The organism is Caballeronia sp. M23-90 (genome assembly GCF_053574605.1).
This window is the reverse complement of the sequence record NZ_JBSIPA010000839.1, coordinates 1-1,232: the sequence shown is the minus strand read 5'-3', so window position 1 is coordinate 1,232 and position 1,232 is coordinate 1. Positions and strand designations below refer to the sequence as shown.

General features: G+C 59.1%; 2 protein-coding genes. Both read left to right on the top strand.

Going from position 1 to position 1,232, the window contains the following annotated elements:
• On the top strand, window positions 1-764 hold a 764-nt coding region (locus ACRXB1_RS36310; protein WP_449494807.1), incomplete at its 5' end, for a 2-oxo acid dehydrogenase subunit E2.
• A 165-nt stretch (window positions 765-929) separates the two neighbouring features.
• On the top strand, window positions 930-1,232 hold a 303-nt coding region (locus tag ACRXB1_RS36305), incomplete at its 3' end, for a biotin/lipoyl-containing protein (protein WP_449494806.1).

Below are 1,232 nucleotides of genomic sequence, written 5' to 3'. Positions count from 1 at the left end.
TGGCTGCAGCAGCGCCGGCAGGCGGCGGCGAGCTGAACCTGCTGCCGTGGCCGAAGGTCGATTTCACCAAGTTCGGTCCGGTCGATCCAAAGCCGCTCTCGCGCATCAAAAAGATTTCGGGCGCGAACCTGCATCGCAACTGGGTCATGATCCCGCACGTCACCAACAACGACGAAGCGGACATCACCGACCTCGAAGCGTTGCGCGTGACATTGAACAAGGAAAACGAAAAGGCCGGCGTGAAGTTCACCATGCTCGCGTTCGTGATCAAGGCGGTCGTTGCTGCGCTCAAGAAATTCCCGACGTTCAATGCGAGCCTCGACGGCGACAACCTCGTCTTCAAGCAGTATTACAACATCGGTTTCGCCGCCGATACCCCGAACGGCTTGATGGTCCCGGTGATTCGCGACGCCGACAAGAAGGGTCTTGTCGATGTCGCTCGCGAAATGGCCGATCTCTCGAAGGCAGCACGCGAAGGCAAGCTGAAGCCGGATCAGATGCAAGGCGGATGTTTCTCGATCTCGTCGCTCGGCGGGATTGGCGGAACGCATTTCACGCCGATCATCAACGCACCTGAAGTGGCCATTCTCGGATTGTCGCGCGGCGCGATGAAGCCGGTCTGGGACGGCAAGGCGTTCGTGCCGCGGCTGATTCTGCCTTTGTCGCTGTCTTACGACCATCGGGTGATCGACGGCGCCGAGGCCGCGCGGTTCAATGCCTATCTTTCTGCTGTGCTGGCGGATTTCCGCCGGGTGAGTCTCTGATTTTTTGCGCCTGGCGGCCCGCTTCGCAGTGGTCCGCCAGCCATCTCGTCGAACTCGCTTTGCATGGCATCAAGGCAAAGACAGGCAAGTCTGCCGACGGCAGAACCGATCGCTTTCGCTTGAACGCTTTCGCAGGTTCTGCCCGCTTCTCATTTAGGGGACACCATGAGTCTCACCGAACTTAAAGTACCCGATATCGGCGATTTCAAAGACGTCGACGTCATCGAAGTCAATATCAAAGCCGGCGATGCCATCGAAAAAGAACAAGGCGTCCTGACTCTCGAATCCGACAAGGCTTCCATCGAAGTGCCGAGCGATCTCGTCGGTACGGTCAAGGAAGTCAAAGTCAAAGCCGGCGACAAAGTCTCGCAAGGCACCGTGATCGCGACCGTGGAAACGGCGGATGCGGGCAGCGAAAAGCCGGCGGAACAACCCGCTGCGCCGGCCAAGGCCGAAGCGGCAGCACCA